This window comes from Nitrosospira multiformis (assembly GCF_900111585.1).
Taxonomy (GTDB): Bacteria; Pseudomonadota; Gammaproteobacteria; order Burkholderiales; family Nitrosomonadaceae; genus Nitrosospira; species Nitrosospira multiformis_B.
The window spans coordinates 63,154-89,524 of sequence record NZ_FOHI01000006.1 but is presented as its reverse complement, the minus strand read 5'-3'; the positions used below and the strand labels follow the sequence as shown (position 1 = coordinate 89,524).

The window sequence follows — 26,371 nt, the reverse complement described above, 5'->3', positions numbered from 1 at the left end:
TCTGGTACCTTGACGAAAAGCTCAGGCGTCCCCTATTGCGGCGTGCATGGGATCATCCTCTGCTTCGGTTGAGGTGGTGCTGACGGAATTGAGCGCTGCGTGAAGCGTGTGCCATGGGAGAATCGCGCATTTGACGCGGGTAGGCAGGTCACGTACGCCGGCAAATACGGTAAGCCTTCCCAGATGGTGAGGGTGGGCAAGATCCAGCGTGCCCGTGGCCATGTCACGGAATTCCTTGATCAGCATCTCCGCGTCTGCAAGGCTCTTGCCTTTTACAACAGTGGTCATCATGGATGCAGATGCCTTGCAGATCGCACACGACTCACCATGGAACGCAATACCTTCGATATGTTCCCCTTCAAGGTTCAGATCGATATCGAGATGATCGCCACAAAGCGGATTGTGCCCGACCGCGTGGTGGCTTGCCTTGTCCAGCTTGCCGTAATTGCGGGGTTTCCTGTTGTGGTCGAGAATGACTTCTTGATAAAGAGATTTCGTAGTCATTAAATAAATATCTTTTGCACAGTACGAATGCCAGCGATGAAAGTATCTACCTCAGCCATTGTATTATAAAACGCAAACGAAGCGCGTGTGGTGGCAGGCACCTTGAGGCGCAGCATCACAGGTTGCACGCAGTGATGGCCGGTGCGAACGGCAACGCCTTCCTGATTCAAAAGCGTACCGACATCATGCGGATGCACACCCGCCATCTCGAAAGACAGCACCGCGGTTTTTTTCGCTGCTGTGCCTATGATGCGCACTCCGGGTATCTGGCGCATCTGTTCGGTTGCGTAGGTGAGCAATTCAACCTCGTACGCGGCGATGGCATCGATACCGACATTCGATAAATAGTCGACGGCAGCGCCAAGCCCGATAGCGGCTGCAATGGGGGGAGTTCCTGCTTCGAATTTGTGTGGAATGGAATTGTAGGTGGTTCTTTCGAATGTCACCGACAGAATCATGTCGCCGCCGCCTTTGAACGGCTGCATGCGCTCCAGAAATTCCGCTTTTCCGTACAGAATACCGATGCCTGTCGGACCACACATCTTGTGTCCCGAAAATGCATAGAAATCGCAGTCGAGATCCTGGACATCCACTTTCATATGCGGCGCAGCCTGCGCGCCATCCACCAGCACCGGAACGCCGCGGGCATGCGCGAAGGCGATCATTTCCCTGATCGGGTTGACCGTCCCCAAAGCATTCGATACGTGCATCACACCGACAAACTTCGTGCGCTCGTTGAAAAGCTTCTCGTATTCATCGATGAGAAGTTCACCGGCATCGTTGATGGGCACGACACGTATCCTTGCCCCTTTTTCTTCCGCCAGCATCTGCCACGGAACGATATTCGAATGATGTTCCAAGGTGGTCAGGATGATTTCATCGCCGGCACCGATGAATTTGCGTCCATACCCGTGCATCACGAGGTTGATGGAATCTGTCGTTCCGCTGGTAAAGATTACCTCTCTGTCTTCACGCGCATTGATGAAGCGCTGCAATTTACGGCGCACCGCCTCATATTCTGCCGTCGCAGTCTCGGATAAATAATGCACTCCGCGATTGATATTTGCGTGCTGGCTTGTCTGGTAACGCACCAGGCGGTCGATCACCGGCTGCGGCATCTGGCTGGAGGCTGCATTATCGAGGTAGACCAGCGGCTTTCCTTCGACCTGAAGCTTCAGAATCGGAAAATCGGCACGCACACGCGCGACGTCGAGCGTCGAATCAATCTGGGGTTGCAGCGTGGAATCTATGATTTTCATGGCTCAGTTTTCTTGGTTTGTTCCAGCACTGTCCGTTCAAGCCGGTATTTGAGCGATGCGATGGGAATGCGATCAATGATCTCGGCACCAAACGCATAAGTCAGCAGATTTCGCGCCGCAGCTCCGGACAGGCCGCGGCTCTTGAGATAAAACAACTCCTCGCTATCGAGTTGCCCCACCGTTGCTCCGTGTGCGCACTTCACGTCATCCGCAAATATTTCGAGCTGCGGCTTGGTATCGATACGCGCCTTCGCATTCAACAAGAGGTTGCGGCTGGATTGCGCGGAATCCGTATTCTGTGCACCCGGGCGAACCATGATCTTGCCATTGAACACGGCATGCGCGCTACCGTCAGCAATGCATTTATGCAATTGACGACTGGTACAGTTCGGTTTGGCATGATCTATGGAACTGTGTGTATCGGCAAGCTGTCGGCCATTGATCAATGCCAGCCCGTCGATAGCGCACTCAGCACCCTCCGCATCGAGCACTGTATTCAGATCGTAACGTGAAATCCGCGCCCCCAGCGCTACGCTCACAGAGCGGTAGCGGCCGGCATGCCCTAGCGAAACGGCACAATTCCCGATATGAAACGCTTCGGTGCTGTCGCGCTGTACCCGGATGTGACTGATCTGCGCATTATCTCCCACAGCGATCTCGGTCACGGCATTGGTCACATAGATTGCGTCATTCAGGCTGACGTAATCCTCGAGGATGGTAATTTCGCTTCCCGCTTCAGCGATGAAAAGACAGCGCGGATGACTTGCCACTTCCGGTTGCGTTGCAATGAGCAACACGTGTACAGGCGTATCGATCGCTGCACCCCGCGGTACCATGACCAACGCACCATCGTGCAGGAATGCGGTATTAAGCGCCGCAAACAGATTATCCTCGAAGCGCGCATACTGACCCAGATGCGGCTCTATTGCCTCTGCATTCGCTGTTATCGCCGATGACAGATTGGTGACAATCAAGCCGCGGTTTCCGAGGCGTTCTGCCGGCGTAGAAAGTTGCGGCATGTATTTGCCATCGACAAATACGAGCCTGATAGCAGCTTCCGCAAGGGAAAAACGCTCGACATCTGCGGCCTGCAACGCCGGTGCAGCAAGAGCGGGCTGGAACGATTGGCGAACGAGTGGGGAAAGGTCAGTAAAACGCCACTCCTCATCCCGTGTCGTGGGCAGCTTCAACCTTCCCGCATGGTCGACTGCATTTGCCCGCAGTTGGTTAAACCAGGCGAGAGGGCTGGGCGGCAGCCGCGGTTGTCCTCGAAGCAGGCTTTCGAGATAACTGTTGCTATTCACGAGGCTCATGCTCATGCGCTTGCCGGGACACGCCGCTCAACCCCTACCCAGTCATAACCTCGCGTTTCGAGATCGAGCGCAAGCTCTTTGCCGCCCGTTTTAACGATGCGTCCGCCGCGCATTACATGCACGTAATCCGGTTCGATATAGTTGAGCATGCGCTGATAATGGGTTACCAGAATGATTGCGTTGTCCTTGTTTGCAAGTTTGTTTACCCCATTGGTAACGATTCGGAGGGCATCGATGTCGAGACCGGAATCCGTCTCATCCAGGATAGCCAGTCGTGGTTCCAGCAGTGCCATCTGCAACATCTCGTTGCGCTTCTTCTCACCGCCCGAAAAACCTTCGTTGACGCCTCGATCCAGGAAATTGGGATTCATTTCCAGCAATTTCATTTTCTCGCGCACAAAATCCTCGAATTCCAGCGGATCGAGTTCGTCCTTTCCACGCTGCGACTGCAGGGTATTGTAGGCAAGGCGCAGGAAATGGCTGTTGGAAACACCGGGTATCTCGATCGGATACTGAAAGGCAAGAAATACGCCTGCACGCGCCCGTTCTTCCGGTTCTAAATCGAACAGATTCTGCCCTTCAAACAATACCGATCCTCCGGTAACCTGATAGGCGCTGTGCCCGGCAAGCACCTTGGCAAAGGTGCTCTTGCCCGAGCCGTTCGTTCCCATGATGGCATGCACCTCACCACTTTTAACGATGAGGTCAACGCCTTTGAGTATCTCTACACCCTCGACTGCCGCTCGCAGTCCGCTTACTTCCAGAATCGTTTTGCTATCCTGATGAATCATCCAACACTTCCCTCCAGCTTGAATCCAAGCAGTTTTGTCGCTTCGACCGCAAATTCCATCGGCAGTTGCTGAAATACATCTTTACAGAAACCGTTGATAATCATGGAAACCGCTTCCTCATTGCCGATGCCGCGCTGTGCAAAGTAGAACAGTTGATCTTCGCCGATTTTTGACGTTGATGCTTCATGCTCGACCTTGGCATTCTGGTTACGCACTTGAATGTAGGGAAAGGTATGCGCCCCGCATTGGTCTCCGATCAGCATCGAATCGCATTGTGAATAGTTGCGCGCGCCGCTGGCAGTGGGAGCAATCCTGACCAGTCCGCGGTAGCTGTTATTGGAATGCCCGGCTGAAATACCCTTGCTGACGATGGTGCTGCGGGTGTTTTTCCCGATATGGATCATCTTGGTGCCGGTATCTGCCTGCTGATAGTTGTTGGTTACCGCTACCGAATAAAATTCGCCCACGGAATTTTCCCCCTGCAGTATGCATGACGGATATTTCCAGGTTATGGCGGATCCCGTTTCGACCTGCGTCCACGAGATGCGCGAATTGGCGCCTTTCGCCAGACCCCGCTTGGTTACGAAATTATATATGCCGCCCACCCCCTTCTCGTCGCCCGCATACCAGTTCTGTACCGTCGAATATTTGATATCGGCGTTGTCGAGTGCGATCAGTTCGACCACCGCGGCATGCAATTGATTGGTATCGAACCTTGGGGCCGTGCACCCTTCGAGATACGACACGGACGACCCTTCCTCGGCAACGATCAGAGTGCGCTCGAATTGTCCGGACTCTTCCGTATTGATGCGGAAGTAGGTCGACAGATCCATCGGGCACTTGACGCCTTTCGGGATGAAGCAGAAGGTGCCGTCCGTAAAAACGGCTGAGTTGAGTGCTGCATAGTAGTTGTCACCCACGGGCACCACCGTACCGAGATACTGCTTCACCAGTTCAGGATAAGCATGCACGGCTTCGGAAATGGAGCAGAAAATGATTCCGACCTCCGCGAGCTTCTGCTTGTAGGTGGTGGCCACGGATACGCTGTCAAAAATCACGTCCACCGCCACGCCGGCCAGGGCCGCGCGCTCATGCATGGGCACCCCCAGTTTCTCGAAGGTGCGAAGCAACTCAGGATCGACCTCATCCATGCTGTTGAGCTTCTTTTTCGGCTTGGGCGCAGCGTAGTAGCTGATCGCCTGAAAATCGATCTGCCGATACTTGACATTGGGCCATTTCGGCTCTTCCATCTTGAGCCATTGCTGATAGGCTTTGAGCCTAAAGTCGAGAAGCCAGGCAGGTTCGTTTTTCTTGGTCGAAATGAGCCGGATAATATCTTCGTTAAGGCCTTTTGGCGCGATATCGGACTCGATTTCGGTAACGAAACCGTGTTTGTATGGCTGATTGACCAGATTCTGTAGTACTGCACTCATGAGATTCGCTCCAATATCGGAATGTCTTTTCTTTTAATAATAGAGGACAACTCCTTTGCTACGAATACTGCCGCTCCTGTTATCCGGTTTCCGGCACCCACTTCCAAGGGCTAGACCTTGACCGGCTCTTCTTTCACACTGAAGCTTTCACCACAGCCGCAGGTATTATCGACGTTTGGATTCTCAAACCTGAATGATTCGTTCAGTCCTTCTCTGACAAAGTCAATTCGTGAACCATCAAGAAACGGCAGAAAGTCGACATCAACCACTACATGAGCGTTACAGGACTCGAACATTCGATCACTCTCGCGCAGCTCATCTGCATAAGCGTAGGTATAGGCAAATCCGGAACACCCCACCTTCTTGACCCCGACCCGCAGGGCCAATCCCTTGCCTCGCTTCGCAAGCTGCTTCTGGATCTGTTTCGCCGCGTTTTCAGTCAGTGTTATTGCCATCGCCATTCTCCGTCTACTCCATGCGATTATGACAACGAAAGTAAGCGTTCGGCATTCAAAACTGAAGTCAGGCAGAAACTGCAGTGCGGCTCCGGTCGGGCATGACCTTTTCAGGCGCAACCTTCCGCATATCCAGCATCTGCACCACACCCGCCTCTCTTGCCTTCCGCTTTTCCTCTCTTTCCCTCTGCTCATCGACCAGTTGTTTCAGCGTGACTGCGCCAAGATGGTCGAAAATCAGTTCGTTGAGCTTTGTCCACAAGTCGTGCGTCATGCATTTCCTGTCATTGTGGCAATTCTCCTTTCCATTGCACTGGGTTGAATCGATAGGCTCGTCAACCGCAAGAATGATCTCGGCAACCGACACTTGCCCCATGTCTTTCGCAAGGCAATAGCCGCCACCCGGACCTCTTACACTATCGACAAGTCCGCGGGAACGCAGTTTGGCGAACAATTGCTCAAGATAAGATAGCGAAATTTGCTGGCGCTGGCTGATTTCCGCAAGTGTCACAGGACGCGTCTGACGTTGCAGCGCAAGATCGAGCAACGCCGTTACTGCAAACCGTCCTTTGGTTGTTAGCCTCATGATGAACTCCTCTTTGCTCTCGATGGATTCACGGATTAAGTAGATAGGTTCAGAAATATCTCAGTCAGCAGAAGTTCAATAGATGACTGATTTAGTCAACTATAAGATACCTGATTGATTTAGTCAACTATATGGACATCATTTCTGAAGATATACAATCTTGAAATGAATCCTCTATCGATATCAAATCGGTATCGATAGAATCAACGGCGGGAGGAATCGAAAGAAAATCATCGGCAATGGACACATTGCCACTCGTGCAAATTTGATCACTTCCGCGGACAGGGTTGAACTGACAGCAGCCCGTCCTGGAACAAACGGAGCAAGAGCAACTTGAATTGCAGTAGCGGAGTTCCGCAATGAACCCTCGTATCGTATTGTCCGACGAAATCGGACCTACTGCAGGGCTTCCTTCCATTCGATTCAGGGATAGGGAACAGTCCGTTCAGAAGGGAATGCGACGCAGTCTCATATGCGCCTCTACCAGCTCAATTGCCTGATGCCGGAACTGATTTCCCTCCGTATCCTTCACCCACATGTGCAGCAACCCGATAAAGAACAGATGGGTATCAATGGCCAGTTGCACGGGATCGTGAGATGAATGCAGTAATTCCTGAACCCTGGCGCGTTCGTAAACCAGCTTCAGCTTCTCGGAAATGCGGGCGCAGTTGAATAAAATCTGCTGCAAGACCATGGCGAACTCATCCACGTATTCGCACTTGATCATCATGATTTCGTATGTCTGGCGGGTCTCCTTGCTATCCATCAGAACCTGGATCGTGCCGCACAGGAAATTTTCGATACAGGCGAGAGGATCGTCCACGCCTTCAACCAGCAAAGTATCGTCCATGCGATCGATGAGAGGCAGGAATACCTGCTCGCGCATGGCCTGAATCAGCTCGATTTTATTGTTGAAATGCCAGTAGACCGCTCCCCTTGTGACGCCGGCCTCGCGCGCGATATGCTCCATGGTAGTGCGGGCGACGCCTCGCTCCAGAAAAACCTGGCGCGCCGCATCTATAAGGCGCTGCCGTGTCAATTCCGCATTTTCCTTGGTTTTTCGGGCCATGTACGAATCGCTCTTTACATCTGTGAAGGTTGGTTTATAATTTACATACATACACGTATGTATGCAAGTTCCAAATTTAGCTGCACGGAGCATGGATGACAGCCACGCAGGATTATAAAAACAAACCCGGCAACTCGTTAATGTGCAGCCAAATAAAAACGCCCGACCTACTGTACGCTACCGCGCGGCTTGCCGTAAGTGTTGTTGCAAGCGTCGTCCTGAGCGTTACGGTGTCCGGCTGTGGCAAGAAGCCAGAAACACCCCCTCATCCACCGGCCCTTCCCGTAAGTGTAATCGAGGTGCAGCCTACCAGCGTACCGATCAGTGCCGAAGCCGTGGCCCAGACCGAAGGCGCCAAGGAGGTCGAAATACGTCCCCGGGTGGGGGGTATTCTGCTCAAACGCCTGTATGAGGAAGGCGCAGAGGTAAAAGCGGGTCAACCTCTGTTTCTGATTGATCCTGTACCTTACCGATATGCGCTTGCGCAGGCGAAGGCGCAACTGGCAGAACAGAAAGCCCGCATCATTCAGACCGAACGCGAAGAAAAACGCCTGAAAGACCTGCTGGATACGCAGGCAATCAGCCAGCGCGAATATGATAATGCGGTCTCCGATAACGCGATTGCGCACGCCGCCTTGCAGCAGGCCGAAGTGCGCGTGCGCGATGCGGAACTCAGTCTCTCCTATACCTCCGTAACCGCCCCGGTCAACGGCATTTCGGGCCGCTTCCAGTTTTCGGAAGGCGCCCTGGTGGAAGCCAACAGCAGTCTTTTAACCACGCTGGTGCAATTGTCGCCGATCTGGGTGCGTTTCAGCCTGTCGAATAACGAGCTGATGCAGCTCGGCGGCCCCCTGAACGAGAAAAAAGTAAAACAAGTGACCTTGATATTGCCGGACGGCTCGGAATACGAAAAGAAAGGGGAGTTGAATTTCGCCGCCAGCCAGATCGACCCGCTGCTGGGCACGCAGCAACTGCGCGCCACGTTCGAAAATGCGGAACAGCAATTGCTGCCGGGACAGTTTGTCAGGGCGAAAGTGGTCGTTGGCCAGCGTGACGGTGTATTCCTCGTCCCGCAGAATGCAATACAAACGTCTGACCGCGGTCAGTCAGTGTATGTGATCAACGAGAAAAACGAAGCGACTCCCAAGCCAGTGGTTACCGGGAAGTGGATGGGTACGGACTGGGTAATTCTTGACGGACTCAAAGCCGGCGATAAAGTCATTGTCGATAACATCATCAAGCTTCGCCCCGGCTCGCCCGTTACCCCTCACGCGCCCGGAGAAGCGCCGGGAACACCTCCTGCCCAGTCTGATTCCGGTTCCGGCAAAGCCGTTTGAGCAAAAAACCGGGCGGAAAACCACCGGATAAATCATGACCAGATTTTTTATTCTGCGACCAATATTTGCGTCGGTTATCTCCATTATCATCGTTCTTTCCGGACTCGCCGCCGCATTGCAGCTCCCCATTGCGCAATATCCGGAGATCGCGCCGCCTACGGTGCTGATAACCGCGACCTATCCTGGCGCCAGCGCTGAAACCTTAACCAAAACAGTGGCCGCCCCCATCGAAGAGCAATTGAGCGGTGTCCAGGACCTTTTGTATTTCAGCTCAAGCGCCGACTCCAGCGGAACGCTGACCATTACTGCAACGTTCGAGGTCGGCACGGACGTTGATCAGGCTACTTTCAATATCAGTAACCGCGTAAATGTCGCGCTACCACGACTGCCGGATGAAGTGCGCCGCACCGGCCTGAAAATTGAGAAGCGCTCCAACGACATCCTGATAGTTTTCATGCTGATCTCGACCGAGAAAGGCAAATATGATCCGCTCTATCTCAGCAACTATGCCACGCTCAACATAATGGACGAGCTGAGGCGTACGGATGGAGTCGGTGATGCCACTGTCTTTGGCGGCCAGGATTACTCCATGCGCATCTGGCTGCATCCTGATCGTATGGCCCAACTGGGCGTGACTACCACGGACATCACTGCCGCTATCCAGGCGCAGAACGCCCAATATGCTGCCGGCAAGATCGGTCAGGAACCGGCTCCGCCTGATCAGCAACTGATTTACACCGTAAATGCAAGAGGTCGGCTGATAACACCTGAACAGTTCGGTGACATCATTTTGCGGGCGGACGGTCCGCGCGGGGTCCTCTACCTCAAGGATGTCGCCCGTATTGAGCTGGGGGCACAAAGCTACGATGTTCGCACGGCCTTGAATGGTCAGCCCGGCGCCGGCATTCCCGTCTTCCTGCAACCCGGTGCGAATGCGCTCGACACGAAAAACGCGCTAGTCGCCAAAATGGAAGAGCTGAAGAAACACTTTCCGGAGGGAATGGACTATGTGGTGCCGTACGATACAAGTCTGTTCGTCAAAGCTTCGATGTGGGAGGTGGTCAAGACGCTCGGCGAAGCGATGGTGCTTGTTCTGCTGGTTGTTTATCTATTCCTGCAAAGCTGGCGCGCCACGCTGATTCCCATTATTGCCGTGCCCATTTCCCTCGTGGGCACTTTCGCCGGATTGTGGGTATTCGGCTTCTCCATCAACACGCTTACGCTTTTCGCCATGGTGCTTTCCATCGGCATTGTGGTGGATGATGCAATCGTCGTATTGGAAAATATCGAGCGGCTGATGGACGAAGAGAAGCTGTCGCCGCTGAAAGCCGCCATCCGTTCCATGGAACAGGTTGCAAGCGCGGTGGTTGCGATTGTCCTGGTACTGTGCGCCGTATTTGTGCCGGTTGCATTCATGGGGGGAATCGCAGGCGAACTGTATCGCCAGTTCGCAGTTACCGTCGCCGTGGCGGTAACCATTTCCGGCCTGGTGGCACTGACCTTGACACCTGCCTTGTGCGCTATTCTGCTCAAGCATACCCACGGTGAATCCCGGTTCTTTCTTGCGTTCAACAGCGGTTTTCAGCGGGTGACGAATTTTTACATCCGCATGGTCAATATCACGCTGCGGCATAAGGTTATCGGTGCCTTCGTATTCCTAAGTATCATTGTCTTATCGGCCTATCTGTTCAAAACAGTACCGGAGAGTTTCGTGCCACCGGAAGATCAGGGCTATGTTGTCACCGCAACCATTCTGCCGGATGGCGCCACACTAGCCAGAACGACAAAAACCGCGGAAGCGGTACGCGCGAGCATTGCGGATGATCCAGCCGTGGCCCATCAATTCGTTGTAAACGGCTTCGACCTGATCGGTGGCGGAAATAAAACCAGTTCTGCTACCATGTTCGTCGCATTCAAGGACTGGTCGGAGCGGAACGCAACAGCGGAGGACATCATCCAGAAGCTGATGGGTATCGGAATGCAGCAGCCGGATGGAATCGCGATCTCCTTCAACCCGCCCACCATCCGCGGGCTGGGAACCGCAGGCGGCTTCGAAGTCTATGTGCAAAGCCGTGGAGGCGCTAATCCGGTTCAATTATCCACAGTGGTGAACAATCTTATCGCTGCACTGAACCAGGAACCGAGGTTGGCCGGCATCAATACCTTTTTCCGTCCCACCGTGCCGCAATTCTTCGTTGAAGTGGATGAGGAAAAAGCGATTTCTCAGCAAGTGAGAATCGCGGACATTTACGCCACGCTGCAAAGTACGATGGGGTCGCTGTATATCAACGATTTCAATTACTCCGGTCGTACCTACCGGGTGCAAATGCAGGCAGAACCGCAATACCGGATGCATCCCGAGGATCTCGGCAGGGTGTATGTACGCTCACAATCCGGCGCGATGGTACCCATGTCCGCCCTCAGCAAACTCAGCACCATTGTGGGCGCGGAGCAGCTCGAACGCTACAACGGCCTCCTTGCCGCAAAGATTCTGGGAGGCGGTGCGCCTGGTGTGAGTTCAGGCGACGCTATCCGGCTTGTAGAGGAGATTGCGGCAAAAAATTTGCCTGATGACTACCAGATTGCGTGGACGGGACAGGCTTATCAGGAAAAGCGGACCGGTTCAGCCGCAATTTTTGCCTTCAGCTTCGCGATCATAATGGTATTTCTCATTCTTGCTGCCCAGTTCGAAACCTGGGCCCTGCCGCTCGCCGTTATCATGGCGGTGCCTTTTGCTCTTGCGGGGGCCCTGCTTGCCGTTTTGACCCGAGGCATGCCGAACGATATCTATTTTCAGATCGGCCTGATCACGCTCATCGGCCTGGCTGCAAAAAATGCCATTCTGATCGTCGAGTTTGCTACGCAGAAAATGGCTGAAGGTCTGCCTGTGGCACAGGCGGCGGTCGAGGCTGCGCGTTTGCGTTTCCGGCCCATCGTCATGACGTCCATGGCTTTTGTGCTGGGTATCGTGCCACTATTGATCGCAACGGGAGCAGGCGCTGCCGCGCGTCGCTCCATGGGAACCGGCGTGTTTGGGGGAATGCTGCTTGCCACTTTTGTTGCCACAATATTTATTCCCTTGTTTTTTACCTGGCTTTCACGCAAGAATAAAGGTAAGCCAGTCGAAAACCTGTCGCAGGAAACATCATGAGAAACATCGTGACGAGCCATCGTGGCATGAGAGAACGCCTGCGGAGCAGGATGGGGTTGTTGCTCTCCACTCTGCTCCTTGCATCCTGCGCAATGGGGCCTGACTATATTCGCCCTCATGTCGAAACATCCGAAAAGTTTCGTATGGCGCAAACGGAGGGGCAGTCCATTGCGAACCTGTCCTGGTGGGAATTGCTGCATGATAATCAGCTGCAACAGCTCATCCGTCTCGCATTGGCCCAGAACAAGGACCTCAAGCAGGCGGTAGCAAGCGTTGAAGAACTGGAGGCACGCCTTGCTACCGCACGCATGGATTTCCTCCCGAAAATGGACGCAAATGCCAATGCACCTGCTTTCGGAACCCTTGGAGGATTCAAATTCCCTGGATTTCCCACGCCTTACAGCTATTTCGGTCAGACAACCCTGAATTGGGAAATCGATATCTGGGGTCGCATCCGCCGTTCAAACGAAGCCGCCCTGGCTGACTTGATGGCGCGGGAAGAAAATCGGCGCGCTGTGGTTCTGACCCTGGTAAGTTCAGTAGCGCAGGCGTATTTCGATCTCCTGCAATTCGATATGCAGATGAATATTGCGCGCAATGCTCTGCACTCATGGGAGGAGTCGGTGGCACTTGCGCGAGCCCAACTGCGGGGAGGGGTCATCTCCAGGCTGGATCTAGATCAGTTCGAAGCTGAGCGCGCGAATGCTGCCACCCGGGTGGCAGAACTGCAACGGCTGACTGCCCAGAAGGAAAACGAACTGAGTGTATTGCTGGGGAGAAATCCGGTTTCGATAGAGCGAGGACGCTCCCTCACGGAGCAGTTGCTGATACCAGAGGTGCCAGCCGGACTTCCTTCCGAACTGCTGCAGCGACGCCCCGATATCCTGCAGGCGGAACAAACCCTTGCAGCAGCAACCGCCCGGATTGGCGCAGCCCAGGCGGCGCGATTTCCCAAGCTTAATATTACCGGTTTCCTGGGTGTGGCAAGTCCGGCGCTGTCCAATCTCCTCCTTTCCGGAAGCGAATTCGGGGTAGGCGGACTGGGTCTGGCTGTTCCATTGATCAACGCGCAGGCTCTGGGAATGGAACAGCGTGCCGTGGAAGCACAAGCCAGGCAGATGCTTGCCCAGTACGAACAAACCATCCTGCTCGCATTCAGGGAAGTTGAGGATGCCCTGGTGGCGGTAAGCACCGCCAATGAACAGCGCAAGGCGCAGGAACAGCAAGTGGATGCACTGCGCTCGGCTCTGTATATCGCTGATCTGCGCTACAAAGGGGGTATTACCAGTTACGTGGATGTGCTACTGGCCAAACGGAATCTGTTCGATGCAGAATTCGCCCTTGCGGCAACGCACCGCCTCCATCTGATATCCGTGGTCCAGCTATACAAAGCGCTCGGTGGCGGATGGACGCCGGTCTGACGACATAGGGGTCAGACCGGCAGATCTGAAAACTGACCTGCCATAAAAATACTGCTTATCATCACCCTCACTTAACCAGCGGATCGCTACTCCTCGGTTTTCAGGGCAGCCCGCAGGAGATGCGTACATGAATCTGTCCCACCCATGGTCCCCTTTCAATCGCCCATCTGCCGCCGCTGTCATCGCTATAGGCGCAGCCCTTATCCTGACCTCTTTCTCCGGCTGCAAAAAAACGCCGCCTGTTCCGGCCCCGGCTGTCCCCGAAGTGGAAGTGATTACCGTCACCACGCAGACTGTTCCCGACGAGCCTGAGTTTATCGGGCAAACCCAGGCTTTTCGTCCCGTCGAGATTCGCCCGCAGGTGACGGGAATAATCAAGAAAGTTTTTTTTACCGAGGGGACGAATGTCAAGAAGGGCAACAAGCTTTACCTGATCGATCCGGTGCCCTTCGAGGCGGCCTATTTCAGCGGAAAGGCGAGAGTCGCGCAGGCCCAGGCCCGCGTCGTTCAGGCAGAGCAGGAAGAAGCGCGCGTAAAACCGCTGCTCGAGGAACAGGCTGTCAGCCGCAAGAGTGTCGATGACGCAGTCGCGGAAACACTGGCAGCCAAAGCAGGACTGGAGGCAGCACAAAGCGACCTGATCAGGGCAAAATTCGATCTGGATAATACGATCATCACAGCCCCGGTAAACGGACGGATAGGACGCAGCCATTTCTATGAGGGCCGCCTGGTATCCGCCCAGACAACCCTGCTGACCACCATCGACCAGCTCGATCCCATGTACGTCAATGTCAATGTTCCTGAAAGCTATCTTCTCAGGAGGCGGCGTGAGCTGGCGGAGAAGAAAGTGCAAAGGCCGGATATTTTCCAGTTGCGGGGCGTAATCACCTTTTCCGATGGAAGCGTGTACCCGCAGGAAGGCGTGCTCGATTTCTCCGACGTATCCATACGACCGGAAACCGGCACCCTGGAGGGAAGATTCACGTTTCCGAATCCGGAAGGAGGTTTTTCTCCCGGACAATCCTATTTTTATCCGGGGCAATTCGTTCATGTCCGTGTCAAGGGTTATATCCGGACAGATGCGATCCTGGTTCCGCAACGGGCTGTGCAACTGGGACCCCAGGGTTCCTTCGTCTATATCGTCGATGCCGAGAGCAAGGCGCAATCTCGACCCGTCACGGCAAGTTCCTGGCATGGCAAAGACTGGTTGATCGAAAACGGCCTTCGCCCAGGCGAGCAAGTGGTCGTGGAAGGATTGCATCGGATTCAGCCTGGAAACCCGGTGAAGGCCATTCCCTACAAGGAGGATCATCCCACGAGTCACAGCGAGCCCGAGAGTGAAGCGGGCGGGAAATCGTCATGAGCTCCCGCTTTTTTATTGATCGTCCAATTTTCGCGTCCGTCCTGTCCATCATTATTGTGGTGGTGGGGCTCGTTGCGCTGAGAAGCCTGCCGATCGCGCAGTTTCCGCAAATCACTCCGCCCGTGGTGCAGATCGACGCCGATTACCCCGGGGCGAGCGCGGAAGTCGTTGCGGAATCCGTCGCGCGCCCCATCGAGGTCCAGCTTCCGGGGATCGATAATCTTCTTTATTACGAATCCACCAGCTCGAACGACGGGCATATGACCATGAAGCTCACGTTCGAGATCGGAACGGACGTGGATATCGCGCAGGTCCAGACGCAGAATCGGCAACGCCTTGCCGAACCGCAACTTCCGGACGAAGTCGTACGCCAGGGTATCACCGTGAAAAAAACATCGCCTGATCTTCTGGCGGTCATTGCCTTGAGTTCTTCCGACCCGCGGCACGATACCATTTACCTCTCGAACTACGCGCTGCTGCGGGTTCTTGACAACGTCAAGCGTCTTCCGGGCGTAGGGGATGCCATTATCTTCGGCGGCCAGAATTACTCCATGCGGCTGATCCTGGATCCGGTCCGCATGGCGCAACTGGACCTCACTCCCACCGATATTGCGGCCGTGGTACGCGAGCAGAATCGGGATTTTCCCGCCGGCAGGATAGGACGGGAGCCTTCGCCCAAGGGAACGGAGCTTACCATCCCGGTCATTACCCAGGGCCGCATGACCGAAGTGAAGGAATTCGAGGATATGATCGTAAGGGCGTATCCCGACGGTTCCATGGTGCGAATGAAGGATGTAGCGAGAGTAGAACTGGGTGCGCAGTCGTATGATCTCGAAGGGAGGTGGAATGGAAAGCCCAACACCTTTATTCTGACCTTTCTTGCCCCCGGTGCCAACGCGCTCGATACAGTTCACCGGGTGCGCCAGGAAATGGACAAGCTCGCGCGCAGTTTCCCAACGGGTGTCTCCTATGACATACCCTATGACACCACCACATTCGTCGATGTTTCCATCAAGGAGGTCCTGAAGACACTGGTCGAAGCAACGCTCCTGGTCATACTGGTCGTTTTTGTTTTTCTGCAAAGCTGGAGGGCGACGATCATTCCAGCGGTCGCGGTTCCTATTTCACTGATCGGAACCCTGGCCGGGATGGCAGCGCTTGGGTTTTCAATCAACACCCTGACTCTGTTCGGCCTGGTGCTTGCCATCGGGATCGTGGTGGATGATGCGATCGTCGTGGTGGAAAATGTCGAGCGACATATGCGGGAGGGGTTGCCGCCCAAGGAGGCGGCCAGGATCGCCATGGATGAAGTGGCGGGTCCCGTCATTGCCATCGTCCTGGTGCTGGGCGCGGTGTTTGTTCCAGTCGCTTTTCTGGGTGGAATCACCGGTGAACTGTACAAACAGTTTGCGATTACCATCGCCCTGTCCGTTGCGCTATCGGGCTTCGTGGCGCTTACCCTGAGTCCCGCGCTCTGTGCGCTTATTCTCAAACCGGGGCATGGTGAGCCCGCAAAGCACTGGAAGCTGTTCAACCGGTCGTTTGACTGGATGCAGACACGCTATACAAACGGTGTCGGGATGGTATTGAAACGATCCATGATCGCTCTCTGCATTTTTGCCGTGATGATATTTGTCCTCCTTGGCCTGTTCAGAACGATCCCCGGCAGTTTTCTCCCGGAAGAAGATCAGGGCTATTTCATTACCGTTGTCCAGTTGCCGGACGGAGCCTCCAGGGAACGCACGATTGATGTATTGCGCAAGATCGAACAATACTTCCTGTCGATTCCCGCGGTACACTCAACGGATGTGCTGGCCGGACAGAACTTCGTGTTTGGCACGCGGGGAGCGAACCAGGCGACGATGTTCGTTCCGCTCCAGCCCTGGGACACGCGCAGGAGTGCCGGGGAACATGTCACCGGCCTTATCGCATCCGCCTTCCAGGAGTTTGCAAAGATACCGGAAGCGCTGATTCTTGCCTTCAATGCCCCATCCATCCAAGGATTGGGCTCCACTGGAGGCTTCACCCTGCAAGTGCAGGATCCGAGCGGAGGCGATTTCGCGGAGTTTGCCGAGATTACTCAGCAGTTCATTGCCAAGGCTGTGGAGCATCCTGCTATCGCCGCTGCCAGCACCAATTTTCGCGTAAGTGCGCCCCGGCTTTACGCGCGCGTGGACCGGGAACGCGCCAAAGCCCTGGGCGTGCCGATTTCTGAAGTCTTCGACAGTATGCAGGCTTATTTCGGTAACCTTTATGTCAACGACTTCGTGAAATATGGGCGCATCTATCGCGTCCAGACAGAGGCTCTGCCGGAGTACCGCTCGAACCCGGACGACATCGAGAAGGTTTACGTGCGTGCACAGAACGACAAAGGCCACGTCATGATCCCACTCAATTCGGTGATCACCACCGAATTCACCAGCGGGCCTGATCCCGTCACCCACTTCAACGGATTCAATTCCGCACTCGTACTGGGTGGCGCCGCCCCCGGCTACAGCTCGGGGCAGGCCCTGGATGCGCTGGAACAGATCGCAGATGAGATATTGACGCCAAAAGGTTATACGATCGACTGGAGCGGAATATCCTTTCAGGAGCGCCAGGCAGGAGGGAAATCGGTTCTGGTATTCGCCTTCGCCTTGCTCATGGTCTTTCTGGTGCTGGCCGCCCTTTACGAGAGCTGGTCAGTTCCGCTTGCAGTGATTCTTGCAATCCCGTTCGGAATTTTAGGCGCATTACTGGCTATCTGGGTTCGTGAATTGACCAACGACATCTATTTCCAGATCGGGCTGGTGACATTGATCGGATTGTCCGCAAAGAACGCGATCTTGATCGTGGAATTCGCCAATCAGCGATATGCAAACGGAGAGCCTCTGCTCGACGCGGCGATGGAGGCCGCACGGCTTCGTTTCCGTCCCATTATCATGACCTCTATGGCTTTTATCTTGGGTGTGTTTCCGCTGGTGATCGCTTCCGGCGCAGGTGCCGCTAGTCGGAATTCCATCGGGACGGGTGTTTTCGGGGGAATGCTGGCTGCGACCTTTCTTGCCATCTTTTTCGTACCTCTCTTTTTCGTAGTGATAAGAAAAATGACATATCGGCGCAGGCAGCCAGAAGTTGGAGCGTCACCCACCACGTCGGGTAAGCCTCCTTCCACCGTCGAAAACGAGTGAACATCCTGAACAGGTAACATTCCTACCGGCAGCATCCGGTGCTGGAACGCCCACGGGGAGAAAGCTATAACCAGGCTTCGGCCGCCCTTTTGTGTGACATCGGCATCAATCCGCGAGCCTCTTTCAGCAGAAATTCCTGGAATGCCTGCGCAACGCTGGAGAGCCGCTTGTGCTTTCGATGAACGATATGCCAGTAGCGCATAATGGGAAAATCCTCGACATCGAGAATCTTCAGCCGTTTCGTTTCCAGTTCCAGTTCCACCGTGTGCAGCGAGGTGATGCCTAGGCCCATACCCGCCTGGACCGCCTGTTTGATCGCCTCGCTGGTGTCCGTTTCCATTCCCCTGCTCAGCGAAATATGGTGCGATGCAAAAAAACGTTCCATCGCGCTGCGTGTGCCGGATCCCGGTTCCCGCACGAGAAATGTTTCCTGCTCCAGTCGCTTGACGGGAATCTTCCGCACCTTGCATAACGGATGCTCCGGCGGAGCGATGACAACCAGGGGATTCTCCATGAATGATTCGGTTGCAATATCCAGCCCTTCCGGGGGCTGACCCATGATGGCAAGATCGATCACGTTGTCGGACAGTTGCTTGAGCACTATTTCCCGATTGGATACGTTGAGGCTGACGGTGATATGCGGGTAGCGCTGGCAGAACTTTGCCAGCAAATGTGGAGCAAAATAGTTGGCGGTGCTGACCACTGAAATATTGAGCCTGCCCCGTTCCAGCCCTTTCAGTTCATCAAGCGCCAGTTCCATGTCTGCCAGTTGCTGGGAGATGGCACGGCTGTAATGATAAAGTTCGCGTCCCGCGTCGGTCAGATAGATTTTCTTGCCCATTTGCTCGAACAACGGGAGTTCAATAGTGTCTTCCAGTTGCTTGATCTGCATGGAGACTGCCGGCTGGGTAAGATGCAAATACTCTGCCGCGCGCGAAAAACTCAGATGACGGGCAACCGATTCAAAGACCTTTAACTGCCGCAGCGTAATATGCAGCATCTTGCCTCTGGTTCATGGGAGAGTGAAAGCATATAAGCAAAATATTATCATAACAATCAAAACATGTGACTGTTATTTATAGTAATACCCGTTACAATTCTTTCCGTAGCACCTTTAACTACCCCTATGAGGAGAACTGACATGAGTGAAGAAATTACCGGCAAGGAACGCTACAAATCCGGCGTAATTCCATACAAGAAAATGGGCTACTGGGATTCCGACTATGTACCGAAGGATACGGATATCATCGCCTTGTTCCGTATCACGCCCCAGGCAGGGGTAGATCATGAGGAAGCCGCCGCCGCTGTCGCTGGCGAATCTTCCACCGCAACCTGGACGGTGGTATGGACCGACCGTCTCACCGCCTGCGAACTGTATCGCGCGAAGGCCTATCGTTCGGAGTTGGTGCCTAACACGGGTCCCGGTACCAAGACCGAAGCTCAGTATTTTGCTTATATAGCGTACGACCTGGACTTATTCGAAGGGGGCTCCATCGCCAACCTGACGGCTTCCATCATCGGCAACGTATTCGGCTTCAAGGCGGTGAAAGCGCTTCGTCTCGAAGACATGCGCATCCCTGTGGCTTATCTGAAGACTTTCCAGGGCCCCGCAACCGGTATCATCGTGGAGCGCGAGCGCCTTGACAAGTTTGGGCGGCCGCTGCTCGGCGCAACGACCAAACCGAAACTGGGTCTTTCCGGTCGCAACTACGGCCGCGTCGTATATGAAGGACTCAAGGGTGGTCTCGACTTCATGAAAGATGATGAGAACATCAACTCGCAACCCTTCATGCACTGGCGTGACCGGTTCCTGTACTGTATGGAAGCAGTCAACAAGGCTTCTGCTGCTACCGGTGAAGTCAAGGGCCATTACCTGAACGTCACCGCTGGCACCATGGAAGACATGTACGAGCGTGCGGAATTCGCCAAGTCCCTTGGCTCTGTCATCATCATGATCGACCTCGTGATCGGCTACACCGCAATTCAGTCGATGGCAAAGTGGGCGCGCAAGAACGACATGATTCTGCATCTGCACCGCGCCGGCAACTCCACCTACTCGCGCCAGAAGAACCATGGCATGAACTTCCGTGTCATCTGCAAGTGGATGCGGATGGCCGGTGTGGATCACATTCACGCAGGCACGGTTGTCGGCAAGCTGGAAGGCGACCCGCTCATGATCAAGGGCTTCTACGATACCCTGCGCGACCGCCATACCCCGGTAAGCCTGGAGCATGGCCTGTTCTTCGAGCAGGACTGGGCTTCGCTGAACAAGGTCATGCCGGTTGCTTCCGGCGGCATTCATGCCGGGCAGATGCACCAATTGCTGGATTATCTCGGCGAAGACGTGATATTGCAGTTTGGCGGGGGTACCATCGGGCACCCTCAGGGCATTCAAGCCGGTGCGGTTGCCAATCGCGTTGCGCTGGAAGCAATGGTACTAGCACGCAACGAAGGCCGTGACTATGTGAAGGAAGGCCCTAAGATTCTGGAAGAAGCCGCCAGGTGGTGCACGCCGCTCAAGCAGGCGCTGGAAACGTGGAAGGATATCACCTTCAACTATGAGTCCACCGACACCGCCGACTTCGTGCCGAGCGAAACGGCCAGCGTTTAATCGTATCAAGGAGAAACCACATCATGATGACCAATTTTCAAAACCGTCTCACGCAAGGGCAATTTTCCTTTCTGCCCCCGCTGACGGACAAGCAGATTTCGGCGCAAATCAAATACGCGCTGAAGAACAACTGGGCCATCGGGATTGAATATACCGATGATCCACATCCCCGCAACACGTATTGGGAAATGTTCGGCAACCCGATGTTCGACCTGAAGGACCCCGCCGGTATCCTGCAGGAGATCAACGATTGCCGGAAGACCTATCCGAACCACTACATCCGTGTCACAGCTTTCGACTCATCGCGCGGTGTGGAGAGCCCGGCTATGTCCTACATCGTCAACCGTCCGAAGAACGAGCCTGGCTTCGGCCTGGTCCGTCAGGAAACGGAAGGCCGTAACATTCGTTACACCGTCCACTCCTACGCCACCGAGAAGCCGGAATCCGAGCGGTACTGATGACTTCCTCCCCTTCCTTCCCCGGAAGGGGATAGCCAACTTCGGACAGGGCAGCGGGCGCTTTAACCGGCCTGCTGCCTCAATCGACCTGATTTTCCTGATAATCCCATGGAAGGCCGCTTTCCGGTAAACCAATAACCGAGGTACGGGTCCTAATATTTTATTTCCTTTTGGGTGGATTAAACGTGACAACACAACTGAAAGAAATTCCCCCTTCTGATACCGGTTCCATTGATCTGGAAGCCGAGTTTCAAGCATCCAACATCAAGGAAGTACTGGATAAGCTTGATCGCGAGCTGATTGGCTTGAAACCAGTGAAAACCCGCATCCGCGAAACCGCTGCCCTATTGCTGGTGGATCGTGTCCGCAAGAAACTGGACCTTACCGCCGGTGCGCCCAGTCTGCACATGTCGTTCACTGGCAATCCGGGCACCGGAAAAACCACGGTGGCGCAGCGTATGTCCGAGATCCTGCACCGCCTGGGCTATGTGCGTGAAGGACATCTTGTTTCCGTTACCCGCGACGATCTGGTGGGCCAATATATCGGTCATACCGCGCCCAAAACCAAGGAAGTTATAAAGAAGGCCATGGGCGGCGTGCTGTTCATCGACGAGGCCTATTACCTCTACAAACCCGAGAATGAACGCGATTATGGGGCTGAGTCGATCGAAATCCTGCTGCAGGTGATGGAAAACAACCGGGAGGATCTGGTTGTCATCCTCGCCGGTTACAAGGACCGCATGGACAAATTCTTCCGCAGCAATCCCGGCATGCGGTCGCGGATAGCTCACCACATCGATTTTCCCGACTATTCTCCGGATGAACTGGTGGCCATCGCCAAGCTTATGCTGGCAGCACAGAATTACCGTTTCAGTGCAGAAGCGGAAAAGACCTTTGGCGAATACATCCGCTTGAGGATGAAAATGGAGCATTTTGCCAATGCGCGTTCCGTACGCAATGCCCTCGATCGCGCAAGGCTGCGTCAAGCCAACCGTTTGTTCGAAGGAGCAAAGAAAAACCTGTCACGCACCGATCTGATCACCATCGAAGCGGAGGATATCCGGGCAAGCCGTGTATTCCTGGAAGGCGCTGTCGACCTGGATGGAGATGAGGGCGCAAGCCAGGAATTATCCGGGGAATCGACATAAAAGCGCTTCCTACGCCGCTCTCATGAATCTGTCGATATTATAAATTCAGTAGTTTATCATTGCAGCATTGATCAAAAAGGCGCCCGATTGGGCGCCTTTTTTTATCTGCCCTGCCTTAACATAAGGGCGCGTTATACTCCTTCTGAACCACCCTCATTACCTGGAATTCAACGATGCGCCCTACCCGTCTGGAAAAGCCGCCCACCAACCGGAACGACTGGAAGACCGTCCGTACGCTGCTGCCCTATTTATGGGAATTCAAAGGCAGGGTAATGGCGGCAGTGGTATTGATGTTCATGGCCAAGCTTGCCAACGTGGCAATACCGCTGGTACTGAAGGAAATTATAGACGCGCTTGACCGTCCCCGCGCCCTGCTGGTCTTGCCGATTCTGTTGCTGTTAGCGTATGGTCTCCTGCGTCTCTGCAGCACACTCTTCGGAGAGTTGCGTGACGCCGTGTTCGCCAAGGTAACCCAGCGCGCCATTCGCCGCGTGGCAATCAAGGTATTCAGCCATTTGCATGCACTGTCGCTGCGCTTTCACCTGCAAAGGCAGACGGGAGGAATGTCGCGGGATATTGAGCGGGGAACCCGCGGTATTTCGTTTCTCCTCAATTTCATGCTGTTCAACATCCTCCCGACTCTGCTGGAAATCAGTCTAGTTGCAATCATCCTCATCTCCGGGTACAGCATCTGGTTTTCCGTGATCATCCTTGGCACGCTGGCAGCCTACATTGCGCTCACGCTCATCGTGACTGAATGGCGAATGATTTTTCGGAGAACCATGAATGACATGGATTCAAAAGCCAATACTCAGGCAATTGATAGCCTTCTGAACTACGAAACAGTCAAGTATTTCGGCAATGAATCCTGGGAAGCGCGGCGCTACGATGAGCACATGCAAAAATGGGAAATTGCGGCGGTTCGTAACCAGACTTCTTTGGCCGTACTCAACTCGGCACAGAGCGCCATCATAGCAATAGGAATAACTGCGCTGCTGTGGCTTGCCGCCGACGGCGTGATTCAGGGTTCCATGTCGTTGGGAGACCTGGTGCTCGTCAATGCCTACATGCTCCAACTCTATATGCCACTGCATTTTCTTGGATTCGTTTACCGGGAAATCAAGCATTCTCTGGCGGACATGGAAAAGATGTTCAATTTACTGGCGGAGAATGAAGAGATCCAGGATAAACCAGGTGCAGCAACCCTTATTGCCGGAAACGCACCCGTACGCTTCGAAGCAGTAAATTTCAGTTATGAGCCGAACCGCCAGATTCTGTTTGATGTCAGCTTTGACATTCCCGCAGGCTCCAGCATCGCAGTAGTGGGTCATAGTGGATCAGGCAAGTCCACCCTCGCACGGTTACTCTTTCGCTTTTACGATGTCAGCAGCGGGCGCATCCTGATAAATGGACAGGATATCAGGGATGTTTCCCAGAGCAGCCTGAGAGCGGCGATAGGTATTGTTCCGCAAGACAGCGTCCTGTTCAACGATACCATTTATTACAATATTTCCTACGGCAATCCTGAGGCGAGCCCGGAGGAGGTATTTGAAGCCGCAAGATCCGCTCATCTTCACGATTTCATCGAGAGTCTGCCGGACAAGTACCAGACGGTCGTGGGGGAAAGAGGATTGAAACTTTCCGGCGGTGAAAAGCAGCGGGTAGCGATAGCTCGCGCGGTCTTGAAAAATCCCGGAATCCTTATCTTTGATGAGGCCACCTCTGCCCTGGATTCAAAGTCGGAAAAAAGCATTCAGGGGGAGATGCGCCGTATCGCTGCCAATCGCACCACGCTGACGATTGCCCATCGTTTATCCACTATCGTCGATTCCGATCAGATTCTGGTGATGGATCATGGTCGCATCGTCGAGCGCGGTACTCACCGGGAACTCCTGTCGATGAATGGAGCCTATACTTATATGTGGGAACTACAGCAACAGGAAGAACAAACCAGACTTCAACTTGTAAGCGGCGGCCTGGGACACAGGCTATAATAGGGGGTTCGCATCCGGGCGGAAAGGACATTATGACATCTGGTTGACGCGAATCTGGAGTAAAATCGACTTACGAAGATTGATCGCTTAATACACTATAATAGCCTCTATTTCTATCTCAAAAATTGCCATGCAGACAGCTTCTCTTTCTGTATTTCCTCAGTACTTATTGCCTAAACATGCGCTGACACTGCTGGCGGGACGTATTGCCAATGCCGATGCCGGTGATCTCACCACGCTTCTTATCCGCTGGTTTGTCTGGCGCTACGGGGTGAATATGAATGAAGCGGTTAACCCGGATATTCGCAGCTATCGAACCTTCAACGAGTTTTTTACCCGCCCGCTGCTTTTGGAAAGCCGTCCGATATCTGACGCGGATTATGTTTGTCCAGCCGACGGCGTCGTAAGCCAGCTCGGTGTCATTTCCGGCGACCAGATATTTCAAGCCAAGGGACACAATTATTCCGCTGCCGCCCTGCTGGGAGGGGATACCCGGCTGGCAGAAAAATTCTATGGGGGCAACTTTGCCACACTGTATCTGAGCCCGAGGGATTATCACCGGGTCCACATGCCTGTAGATGCACGTGTGAGCCGAATGATCTATGTTCCGGGGGATCTGTTCTCCGTGAACGCGAAAACGGTCCGTGGCGTCCCGGGGTTGTTTGCCCGCAATGAGCGGGTGATTTGCATATTTGAATCGGAATTCGGACCATTTGCTTTAGTGCTGGTGGGCGCCACTATTGTCGGGAGTGTAGCCACCGTATGGCATGGAGTGGTCAACCCGCGGGATTCGGAAGGGGCGCGCGATGTGCGCGAGTGGCGGTATGATTCCGCGGATCTGGTGCTCAGAAAAGGGGATGAAATGGGCAGATTCCAATTGGGATCAACAGTGGTAATGTTATTCCCGAAAAACGAAATAGCGTTTAATCCTACCTGGGCTCCCGGCCGAACCATACGGTTCGGGGAAACGATGGCGGCCAAAGCTGATCCTGCCAAATAAAGAGAAAAGAGAAAGAAAAACTTTCCTCATTTTCCTCTTGCTCGCAGAGACGACGGGCAGGCGGACTGAAAGAAGTGCTCTAAGAAAATACAGGAAGTAATGAGCCTCCTTGATCTCCACGATGGCCCGCACGACCCGGAATGGAGTCGAGCGAGTCAGGAGGAAGGTCAATCTTTGAAGAATCGTCACTCTCTCAGGCAACCGCTCATGCCTGAGCCGCCTTCAATATGGGTTCGTCCGCAACAGTGGCGACAGGTTCCGGATCATGTTGAAACTCCTGAATGAGTTCCTGTCCTACCCTTAATAAGGTTTCCCTGAACTCCATCGCCACTTCCGGGTGCTGCAAACCATAGGCGATGGTTGCCTCCAGGAAGCCTGCCTTGCTGCCGCAATCATAATGCTTCCCTTGGTAACGGTAGGCCAGGACAGATTCCAGCTTGAGAAGACGGGAGATTCCGTCGGTAAGCTGAATTTCCCCCCCTGTTCCCGGGTTGAGATTGCTGATGCAGTCAAAGATGGCGGGTGACAAAACGTAACGACCTACGATAGCCATCGTGGATGGCGCAGCGTCAGGAGAAGGCTTTTCCACTACTCCTCTGATTTTCAGGGTATCGTTCTCTGCATCTGCATCAAAAGCATCCACGATTCCATACCGCCGCGTCTGTTCGCGCGTAACCTGACGCACCGCTATGAGGCTACTTTGGACTTGTTCATACTGGGACACCATCTGGGCGAGCACAGGAGGATCTCCATCGATCAAATCATCCGGAAGCAGTACGGCAAACGGTTCGTTGCCCACGAGATGTCGGGCGCAGTAAATTGCATGCCCCAAACCCCGCGGCTCCTCCTGCCGGACAAAGCTGAAATGAATGCCACCCGGCGTCAACTGTCGCAGCATTTTCAGCGAAGCATGTTTTCCCTGGGAGGCCAATTCGCTTTCCAGTTCCACGGCCCGGTGCAGATGATCTTCAATGGCGCGCTTGCTCCGATGGGTGATGAAAATGATTTCTTCGATACCTGCCGCAGCCGCTTCTTCCACCGCATACTGGATCAACGGCTTGTCCACTATGGGCAGCATTTCTTTGGCTACTGCCTTGGTCGCGGGCAGGAAGCGGGTGCCAAGTCCAGCTACGGGAAACACAGCCTTGCGCACGGCTCGCGGGGATTTGCGAACAGCGGGTCCAGCAGTCAACGAAAGCACATCTTTTCGATTTATTACAGGTGTGGCAGTAATGCTCATGAGTGATCTCCCCTAAAACTTCATCTATATCATCTATATATACACTGATGACGTTACAAAAGTGCGAA

Annotated in this window: 20 protein-coding genes; 10 read left to right on the top strand and 10 right to left on the bottom strand. The window is 54.1% G+C overall.

Features of this window, described 5'->3' with window-relative positions:
• Positions 1-21: 21 nt before the first annotated feature.
• The 8 genes from sufU to BMW46_RS10295 form a co-directional block, all read right to left on the bottom strand.
• Positions 22-504 (bottom strand): Fe-S cluster assembly sulfur transfer protein SufU, encoded by a 483-nt coding sequence (gene sufU / locus BMW46_RS10330; protein WP_074708172.1) that lies wholly within the window; start codon positions 502-504, stop codon positions 22-24.
• On the bottom strand, positions 504-1,763 hold the full coding sequence (locus BMW46_RS10325; protein ID WP_074708170.1) for a cysteine desulfurase: 1,260 nt from the start codon (positions 1,761-1,763) through the stop codon (positions 504-506). Before BMW46_RS10325 ends, sufU begins: the two co-directional genes overlap by 1 nt.
• On the bottom strand, positions 1,760-3,082 hold the full coding sequence (gene sufD / locus BMW46_RS10320; protein ID WP_081355771.1) for a Fe-S cluster assembly protein SufD: 1,323 nt from the start codon (positions 3,080-3,082) through the stop codon (positions 1,760-1,762). The genes BMW46_RS10325 and sufD overlap by 4 nt, the downstream gene beginning before the upstream one ends.
• Positions 3,079-3,867, bottom strand: a complete 789-nt coding sequence (sufC, locus tag BMW46_RS10315) for a Fe-S cluster assembly ATPase SufC (protein WP_074708165.1) — start codon at positions 3,865-3,867, stop codon at positions 3,079-3,081. The genes sufD and sufC overlap by 4 nt, the downstream gene beginning before the upstream one ends.
• Positions 3,864-5,300: a Fe-S cluster assembly protein SufB gene (sufB, locus tag BMW46_RS10310; protein ID WP_074708162.1), complete on the bottom strand. Its 1,437-nt coding sequence runs from the start codon at positions 5,298-5,300 to the stop codon at positions 3,864-3,866. Before sufB ends, sufC begins: the two co-directional genes overlap by 4 nt.
• A gap of 110 nt (positions 5,301-5,410) precedes the next feature.
• Positions 5,411-5,755 carry a HesB/IscA family protein gene (locus BMW46_RS10305; protein WP_074708159.1) on the bottom strand — a complete coding sequence of 115 codons (345 nt, stop codon included), beginning with the start codon at positions 5,753-5,755 and terminating at the stop codon, positions 5,411-5,413.
• 67 nt (positions 5,756-5,822) lie between these two features.
• On the bottom strand, positions 5,823-6,341 hold the full coding sequence (locus BMW46_RS10300) for an Rrf2 family transcriptional regulator (protein WP_074708157.1): 519 nt from the start codon (positions 6,339-6,341) through the stop codon (positions 5,823-5,825).
• A 445-nt stretch (positions 6,342-6,786) separates the two neighbouring features.
• Positions 6,787-7,410, bottom strand: coding sequence for a TetR family transcriptional regulator (locus BMW46_RS10295; protein WP_074708428.1), 624 nt, complete (start codon positions 7,408-7,410; stop codon positions 6,787-6,789).
• Between the two features lie 95 nt (positions 7,411-7,505).
• Between BMW46_RS10295 and BMW46_RS10290 the strand changes: the two genes are divergently transcribed.
• The 5 genes from BMW46_RS10290 (at position 7,506) to BMW46_RS10270 (ending at position 17,852) form a co-directional block, all read left to right on the top strand.
• The gene (locus BMW46_RS10290; RefSeq protein WP_081355770.1) at positions 7,506-8,747 is read left to right on the top strand and encodes an efflux RND transporter periplasmic adaptor subunit; all 1,242 of its coding nucleotides are present in this window, start codon (positions 7,506-7,508) and stop codon (positions 8,745-8,747) included.
• 34 nt (positions 8,748-8,781) lie between these two features.
• Positions 8,782-11,898, top strand: a complete 3,117-nt coding sequence (locus BMW46_RS10285; protein ID WP_074708154.1) for an efflux RND transporter permease subunit — start codon at positions 8,782-8,784, stop codon at positions 11,896-11,898.
• Positions 11,895-13,319 (top strand): efflux transporter outer membrane subunit, encoded by a 1,425-nt coding sequence (locus BMW46_RS10280; RefSeq protein WP_081355769.1) that lies wholly within the window; start codon positions 11,895-11,897, stop codon positions 13,317-13,319. The genes BMW46_RS10285 and BMW46_RS10280 overlap by 4 nt, the downstream gene beginning before the upstream one ends.
• A gap of 127 nt (positions 13,320-13,446) precedes the next feature.
• Complete coding sequence (locus BMW46_RS10275) at positions 13,447-14,682, top strand: efflux RND transporter periplasmic adaptor subunit (RefSeq protein WP_074708152.1); 1,236 nt, start codon at positions 13,447-13,449, stop codon at positions 14,680-14,682.
• A complete protein-coding gene (locus tag BMW46_RS10270) occupies positions 14,679-17,852 on the top strand; it encodes a multidrug efflux RND transporter permease subunit (protein WP_074708149.1) in 3,174 nt (1,057 codons plus the stop codon). Before BMW46_RS10275 ends, BMW46_RS10270 begins: the two co-directional genes overlap by 4 nt.
• 64 nt (positions 17,853-17,916) lie before the next feature.
• On the opposite strand, the gene BMW46_RS10265 is transcribed toward BMW46_RS10270, so the two are convergent.
• On the bottom strand, positions 17,917-18,852 hold the full coding sequence (locus BMW46_RS10265; protein WP_074708147.1) for a LysR family transcriptional regulator: 936 nt from the start codon (positions 18,850-18,852) through the stop codon (positions 17,917-17,919).
• A gap of 141 nt (positions 18,853-18,993) precedes the next feature.
• Between BMW46_RS10265 and BMW46_RS10260 the strand changes: the two genes are divergently transcribed.
• The 5 genes from BMW46_RS10260 to asd all read left to right on the top strand — a co-directional run bounded on the left by BMW46_RS10260 (position 18,994) and on the right by asd (position 25,063).
• On the top strand, positions 18,994-20,463 hold the full coding sequence (locus BMW46_RS10260; protein WP_074708145.1) for a ribulose-bisphosphate carboxylase large subunit: 1,470 nt from the start codon (positions 18,994-18,996) through the stop codon (positions 20,461-20,463).
• A 23-nt stretch (positions 20,464-20,486) separates the two neighbouring features.
• Positions 20,487-20,921: a ribulose bisphosphate carboxylase small subunit gene (locus BMW46_RS10255; RefSeq protein WP_074708142.1), complete on the top strand. Its 435-nt coding sequence runs from the start codon at positions 20,487-20,489 to the stop codon at positions 20,919-20,921.
• Positions 20,922-21,106: 185 nt separating this feature from the next.
• Positions 21,107-22,069, top strand: coding sequence for a CbbX protein (gene cbbX, locus BMW46_RS10250; RefSeq protein ID WP_074708140.1), 963 nt, complete (start codon positions 21,107-21,109; stop codon positions 22,067-22,069).
• Between the two features lie 173 nt (positions 22,070-22,242).
• The gene (locus BMW46_RS10245) at positions 22,243-24,063 is read left to right on the top strand and encodes an ABCB family ABC transporter ATP-binding protein/permease (protein WP_074708138.1); all 1,821 of its coding nucleotides are present in this window, start codon (positions 22,243-22,245) and stop codon (positions 24,061-24,063) included.
• 130 nt (positions 24,064-24,193) lie between these two features.
• A complete protein-coding gene (gene asd, locus BMW46_RS10240) occupies positions 24,194-25,063 on the top strand; it encodes an archaetidylserine decarboxylase (protein WP_074708135.1) in 870 nt (289 codons plus the stop codon).
• 205 nt (positions 25,064-25,268) lie between these two features.
• On the opposite strand, the gene galU is transcribed toward asd, so the two are convergent.
• On the bottom strand, positions 25,269-26,303 hold the full coding sequence (galU, locus tag BMW46_RS10235) for a UTP--glucose-1-phosphate uridylyltransferase GalU (RefSeq protein WP_074708132.1): 1,035 nt from the start codon (positions 26,301-26,303) through the stop codon (positions 25,269-25,271).
• Positions 26,304-26,371 lie beyond the last annotated feature (68 nt).